Origin of the sequence: Dietzia sp. UBA5065 (genome assembly GCA_002415925.1) — a bacterium.
Lineage (GTDB): Bacteria > Actinomycetota > Actinomycetes > Mycobacteriales > Mycobacteriaceae > Dietzia.
Map to the genome: position 1 here is coordinate 2,657 of DIAZ01000085.1, position 6,338 is coordinate 8,994.

General features: G+C 71.9%; 6 protein-coding genes and 1 riboswitch. Of the genes, 4 read left to right on the top strand and 2 right to left on the bottom strand.

All coding sequences use genetic code 11. The features are described 5' to 3' along the window. From B4M60_RS06415 to B4M60_RS06425, 3 genes are all read left to right on the top strand, one after another. Positions 1-840, top strand: an 840-nt coding sequence (locus B4M60_RS06415) for a helix-turn-helix domain-containing protein (RefSeq protein ID WP_291081381.1), incomplete at its 5' end; no start/stop codon positions are given. 101 nt (positions 841-941) lie between these two features. Beyond that, entirely contained in the window at positions 942-2,471 is a 1,530-nt protein-coding gene (locus B4M60_RS06420) for an aldehyde dehydrogenase family protein (RefSeq protein WP_291081383.1), read from the top strand. 31 nt (positions 2,472-2,502) lie between these two features. Beyond that, positions 2,503-3,615 carry an NDMA-dependent alcohol dehydrogenase gene (locus tag B4M60_RS06425; RefSeq protein ID WP_291081384.1) on the top strand — a complete coding sequence of 371 codons (1,113 nt, stop codon included), beginning with the start codon at positions 2,503-2,505 and terminating at the stop codon, positions 3,613-3,615. Positions 3,616-3,801: 186 nt separating this feature from the next. Here the strand turns inward: B4M60_RS06425 and B4M60_RS06430 are convergent, their stop codons facing one another. Next, positions 3,802-4,725, bottom strand: a complete 924-nt coding sequence (locus B4M60_RS06430; RefSeq protein WP_291081385.1) for an SDR family oxidoreductase — start codon at positions 4,723-4,725, stop codon at positions 3,802-3,804. A gap of 127 nt (positions 4,726-4,852) precedes the next feature. Here B4M60_RS06430 and B4M60_RS06435 point away from each other — a divergent pair, with 127 nt between their 5' ends. After that, on the top strand, positions 4,853-5,077 hold the full coding sequence (locus B4M60_RS06435; RefSeq protein WP_291081386.1) for a hypothetical protein: 225 nt from the start codon (positions 4,853-4,855) through the stop codon (positions 5,075-5,077). A 39-nt stretch (positions 5,078-5,116) separates the two neighbouring features. On the opposite strand, the gene B4M60_RS06440 is transcribed toward B4M60_RS06435, so the two are convergent. Next, positions 5,117-5,881, bottom strand: a complete 765-nt coding sequence (locus tag B4M60_RS06440; RefSeq protein WP_291081387.1) for a 3-oxoacyl-ACP reductase — start codon at positions 5,879-5,881, stop codon at positions 5,117-5,119. Positions 5,882-5,971: 90 nt separating this feature from the next. Continuing rightward, positions 5,972-6,069, bottom strand: a riboswitch (TPP riboswitch). Positions 6,070-6,338 lie beyond the last annotated feature (269 nt).

Genomic DNA, 6,338 nt, shown 5'->3' on the forward strand with positions numbered 1-6,338 from the left:
CCCACCGTCAGCATGCCCACCGTCCGCGTGCCCACCGTCGCGAAGTCCGCGCCCACGGTCGCCCCGACGACGGGCGCCCCGACGACCGCGCTGGCGCACGCCGTGGAGGGGCCCCCGGGGTCGGGGAGGACGACGACGGCGAGGGCGATCGCCGGCCCGGACGCCCTGCACGTCCGGCTCGCCGAGGCGGACAGCGCGGAGGCGGCGTGGCGGGACCTGGCCGCCCCAGCCCTCCGCGACCGGGGCGATCGGGGCACGCCGCTGGTCCTGGACGACATCGACCTGCTCGACGACGCCGACCTGCGCCGCCTGGCTGCGCGCCTGGGGTCGGCGGGGGCCGGCCTCGTCGTCGTCACCAGTCGCGAGGGTCCCCGCGCGGCGGTGGCGCAGGCGCTCGACGCGTGCGGGGCGCGGACGGTGCTGCGCCCGCTGCACGAGCGCGGCGCCGAGGGCGGCGAGATCGTCCGCCGGATGGTCGCCGATCTGGCCGCCGAGCGCGGGCTCGTCGAGCCGGCGGTGTCCGCGCGGTTCGTGGACGCGGTCTGCTCGTCGGACCTGCCCAACGGGCTGGTGTCCCTCCGGTCGATCCTCCTCGAGTGCCTGGGCGGGATCCCGGGAGTCCCACCGGGGACGGGCCGGGCGACCCTCGACGTGGGCTCGCTCCCCTCCCGCGCCCGCTCCGCCCGGCCACCCCGCGCCGGCGAGTTGGCCCGCGGCGAGTACGACGCGATCGTCGCGGCACTGGCGGAGTGCGACGGCGTGCGGTCCCGGGCAGCCCGACGGCTGGGCATCAGCCGAACCACCCTCTACGCCCGTATGAGGGAGTTCGGGCTGTCCTAGAGGGTGTCCAGAAACTGAACACTCCGAGCCCCGGCGCCGGCCCCATGATGGATTGTGACCGGCCTCACATCGGGCCGGTCTCCGACCCCGGAGGTATTTCCATGACCGGCACACTCTCCCGCGAGGGCGACACGGCGAACCAGGTCGACCAGCGGCTCGGCGCCGAGGCCCGCGAGTTCCTCGCCCGCCCCCACCGGCTGTTCATCGACGGACAATGGGTCGACGCCGCCGACGGCCGCACGTTCGGCACCTACGATCCCGCCACCGGCGCCGAGATCGCCCAGGTCGCGCACGGCGGACCCGAGGACGTCGACCGCGCCGTGGCCGCCGCCCGCCGCGCGTTCGACGACGGCGCGTGGGCCACCATGAAGCCCAACAAGCGCGAGCAGATCCTCTGGCGGATCGGCGACCTGCTGGATGCCAAGGCGGAGATGCTCGGCCAGATCGAGGCCCTGGACAACGGCAAGTCCGCGGCGATCGCCACCGCCGTCGACGTGGCGTGGGCGGCCGACGTGTTCCGCTACTACGCGGGCTGGTCCACCAAGATCGAGGGCTCCACCGTCAACGTGTCCATGCCGTTCGCCGGCGACGCGCAGTTCCACGCCTACACCCAGCGCGTGCCGGTGGGCGTGTGCGGGCAGATCATCCCGTGGAACTTCCCGATCCTCATGGCCTCGTGGAAGCTCGCGCCCGCCCTGGCCACCGGCAACACGCTGGTGCTCAAGCCGGCCGAGCAGACGCCGCTGACCGCGCTGCTGCTGGGCGAGATCATGGCCGAGGCCGGGGTGCCGGACGGCGTGGTGAACATCATCACCGGATTCGGCGACGCCGGTGCCGCGATCTCCGGCCATGACGGCGTGGACAAGGTGGCCTTCACCGGCTCGACCGAGGTGGGCAAGCTGATCGTCGACGCCGCCAAGGGCAATCTCAAGAAGGTCTCCCTGGAGCTGGGCGGCAAGAGCGCCAACATCGTCTTTGCCGACTGCGACTGGGACGCCGCCGTGGCCGGGTCCGTGGCCGCCTGGATGTTCAACCACGGCCAGGCGTGCACCGCCGGCACGCGGCTCTACGTGGAGGACTCGATCTACGAGGAGTTCACGCAGGCCGTCGCCGACGCCGCCGCCCAGGCCACCATCGGGCACGGCCTGGACCCCGCCACCACGCTCGGTCCGGTGGTCGACCAGGACCAGTTCGACAAGGTCTCCTACTACCTGCGGGCCGGGATCGAGGACGGCGGACGGGCCCTGACCGGGGGCGGACGTCACGGCGACACCGGCTACTTCATCCAGCCCACCGTGTTCGTGGACGTGGAACCCGACCACCGCGTGGTGACCGAGGAGATCTTCGGCCCCGTCGTGGCGGCCCTGCGCTTCTCCGACATGGACGACGCCGTCCGCCAGGCCAACGACTCGATGTACGGCCTCGCCGCCGGGGTCTGGACCAAGGACATCTCCAAGGCCCACAAGGTGGCGAGTCGGCTGCAGGCCGGCTCCGTGTGGGTCAACCAGTACAACGGCTTCGACACCGCCATGCCCTTCGGCGGGTTCAAGCAGTCCGGCTGGGGCCGCGAACTGGGCCGGGGTGCGCTCGACCTCTACACCCAGACCCGCTCGGTCAACATCCAGCTCTGATCTCCCCCTCCTCTCCGAAAGGAACTCCGCCGTGAAGACCAAGGCAGCAGTGCTGTTCGACCTCCACAAGCCGTTCGAGATCATCGAACTCGACCTCGACGACCCCGGGCCCGGCGAGGTCCTGATCAAGTACACGGCCGCCGGCCTGTGCCACTCCGACCTGCACCTGTCCGACGGCTCCCTCCCCCCGCGCTTCCCGATCGTGGGCGGGCACGAGGGCGCCGGGATCATCGAGGCCGTCGGCGTGGGCGTCACCAAGGTCAAGCCGGGTGACCACGTGGTCTGCTCCTTCATCCCCAACTGCGGCACCTGCCGCTACTGCTCGACCGGGCGGCAGAACCTGTGCGACATGGGTGCGACGATCCTCGAGGGCCACATGCCCGACGGGACCTTCCGCTTCCACTCGGGCGGCAAGGACTTCGGCGCCATGTGCATGCTCGGGACGTTCTCCGAGCGGTCGGTGATCTCGCAGCACTCCGTGGTGAAGGTCGACGACTGGCTGCCGCTGGACAAGGCCGTGCTGGTGGGCTGCGGTGTGCCGTCCGGCTGGGGCACCGCCACCTACGCCGGCAACGTCCGCCAGGGCGACACCGTGGTGATCTACGGCATCGGCGGCCTGGGCATCAACGCCGTGCAGGGCGCCGTCCACTCGGGTGCCCGGCACGTGGTGGTGGTGGACCCCGTCCAGTTCAAGCGCGACGAGGCCCTGAAGTTCGGCGCCACCCACGCCTTTGCCGACGCCGCCGAGGCCCACGCCGAGGTGGAGAAGCTCACCTGGGGCCAGATGGCCGACCAGGCCCTCATCCTGGTCGGGACCGTCGAGGAGCAGGTCGTCTCCAGCGCCTTCGACGTGATCGGCAAGGGCGGCCGGGTCGTGATCACCGGCCTGGGCAACATGACCGACAAGACGGTGCAGGTCAGCGGCACGATGATGGCCCTGTTCGGCAAGACCATCACGGGCACCCTGTTCGGCTCCGCCAACCCGCAGTACGACATCGTCAAGCTGCTGCGCCTGTACGACGAGGGCAAGCTCAAGCTGGACGAGCTCATCACCACGACGTACACGCTCGACCAGGTCAACCAGGGCTACCAGGATCTGCAGGACGGCAAGATCATGCGGGGCGTGATCATCCACGACAGCTGATCCGCCCGCCCGGCAGCCCGGCCCGCCCGCCAGCCGGCCGGCCGGCCAGCCCGCCCAGCCCGCAACCGCTACGCAGCCGCCTGATCCGCTACCTGATTCCGGGTAGCGGATCAGGCGGCCGAGTAGCGGATTCGCAGAAGCGAGGTGGCGGTGGGGCGGTGGGGCGGGGACGGGCCGGGCTCCGATCTACGGAGTCGGCGCGCCGCCGGTCACCGAGAGCGTGTTGCCGGTGGTGTACGAGGACTCCTCGGAGGCCAGGTACACGTAGGCGCCGGCCATCTCCACGGGCTGCCCCGGCCGACCGAGCGGGTTCTTCTGCCCGAAGTACGGCAGCTTCTCCGGCTTCTGCCCGCCGGTGACCTGCAGCGCGGTCCAGAAGGGCCCGGGCGCGACGGCGTTCACCCGGATCCCCCGCGGCGCGAGCTGCTGCGCCAACGCCTTGGACATGGTGTTCACCCCCGCCCGCGAGGTCGCGTAGTCCACCAGGCCGGGCGACGGGGTGTAGGCCTGCACCGACGAGGTGAAGATGACGCTCGCGCCGGGCCGCAGGTGCCCGAGGGCTTCCTGGGTCATCCAGAACGGCGCCGAGAGGTTGACGTTCATCGTCTCCGCCCACTGCTCGGAGGTCAGGTCCTCGAGGTTCTCCACGTAGGTCTGCCGAGCGGCGTTGAGCACCAGCACGTCGATCCCGCCGAGCCCGGCCACGGCGTCCCGGACGATCCCCCGCGCCACCGCCTCCTGCCCCACATCGCCGGGCAGCAGTACGCATGTCCGGCCGGCCTCGCGGACCAACCGGGCGACCTCGTCGGCGTCGGACTGCTCGGAGGGCAGGTAGCCGATCGCCACGTCGGCGCCCTCGCGCGCGTACGCGATCGCCACGGCCCGGCCGATCCCCGAGTCGCCGCCGGTGACGAGCGCGCGCCGCCCGGTCAGCCGCCCGTGACCGACGTACGACGTCTCGCCGTGGTCGGCTGGCGGCGTCAGCTCGGAGGCGAGCCCCGGCGCGGGCTGCGCCTGCAGGGGGATCTCCACCGGGTATTTGGAGGTGGGATCGATGAGCGGCTGGTCAGCGGGCCGACCGGGGGATCCGGTCGAGGAATCGTCGGTCACGGGCGGCCTCCTGCGTCGTCGGGCCTCCGACCGTACGCCCCGGCGCCGGCCATGCGACCGGATGCGAACCCGCGACCGATCCCCCACACTTCCACCACGACCCGCACCCCTCGACCAAGGAGCTGACATGCCCCGGTACCGCGTGATCGATCCCGAGCAGAACGTGATCGACGAGAAGGAGTTCGCCGACGACACCAAGGCCTACGACTGGTTCAAGACGGTCGAGGTCCCGGACGACGCCCTCGGCTACGCCATGCAGGTCGACATGGACGGCGAGTGGACCCACTTCGAGAGCAACGACGGCGGCACCAACACCTCGCCCGCCGCCGAGCCCGGCACGGGAACCCCCTGACCCGGTCCCTCGGGGCCCGGCCCCGAGGGAGACACCAGGTCAGCCCTTGACCAGCCCGCCGTCCACGATGAGGTTCTGCCCCGTCACCGCCCGCGCCCACGGCGAGGCGAAGAACAGCACCGCGTCGGCGAGCTCGGCGGGGGCGATCACCCGGCGCAACGGGGTCCCCGAGGCGATGAGGTCAAAGACCTCGTCAGGTGTAGCGGCGCTCGCGTCGGTGGTCCGCAGCAGCCCGCCCGAGACCATGTTCACCGTGATGCCGTCCGGCCCGAGGTCGCTGGACAGCGTCCGGGTCAGCGAGAGCGCGGCGGCCTTGGCGGCGGTGTAGTCGTGGTACGGCACCACCGGGTGCTGGAAGAGGTTGGTGCCGATGTTCACGATCCGGCCGAAGCCCGCCTCGCGCATCCCCGGCAGCGTGGCCTGGGTGGTGGCCAGCGTCGCCTTGACCGTGCCCCGCAGCTGCGAGTCGAAATCCGCCCAGGTGAGGGTCTCGGGGCGCGGGCGGGCGTCACCGTTGAACCGGAAGTCGGCGAGCGCGTTGTTGACCACGGTGGTGATCGGTGCGCCGAACCGGGCGCGGGCGGCGTCGACGAGGGCGCGCACCTCGTCGTCGTCGGTCACGTCCGCGCGCAGCGCCACCGCGCGGTCCTCGCCGATCTCGCGGACGAGGTCGGCCGCCGCGGCCTCGCTGCGCCGATAGTCGACGACGACGCGCGCACCCTCACGCGCGAATGCGCGGACGATCTCCGCGCCGAGCCCGCGGGCCCCTCCGGTCACCAGGACGATCTGCTCGTCGATCCGCATTGCCGCTCGCTTCCCGGCAGGCCCGGCGCGGAACCGATACGTGACGGTCCGGCCGCCACGGGATGCGCGGCGACCCGGGCCCGGCGCTCGTCGGCGCCGCATCGACATTCCTCCGCTGGAACTACCCAGTTCAGGTTCTACGGGTGTGTTCTCAGCCCCCCGGATGGGCGGCACCCCGTGTCGCGGGCCAGTGTAGATCACCCGGGCGGCGCGATTCGGCGGCGGCGCTCCCATCGGCCCGCTGCGTCCCCGTCGGGCTCGACCCGGGCCTCGGGCAGGGCGGCGGATCGGACCCCGCAGCGGGCCACTCAGCCCCCGCGAGGACCCCTCCGCGCGGTTGCTCGAGAAGTCGCCGCATTTGATCGAGCATCCGGCCCGGTTGCTCGTACTCAGGTACGCGCCGCCGGCGTGCCCCGTGCGCTCGCCTCGAGCAAGTGCGCGGGATCCTCGAGCAGAA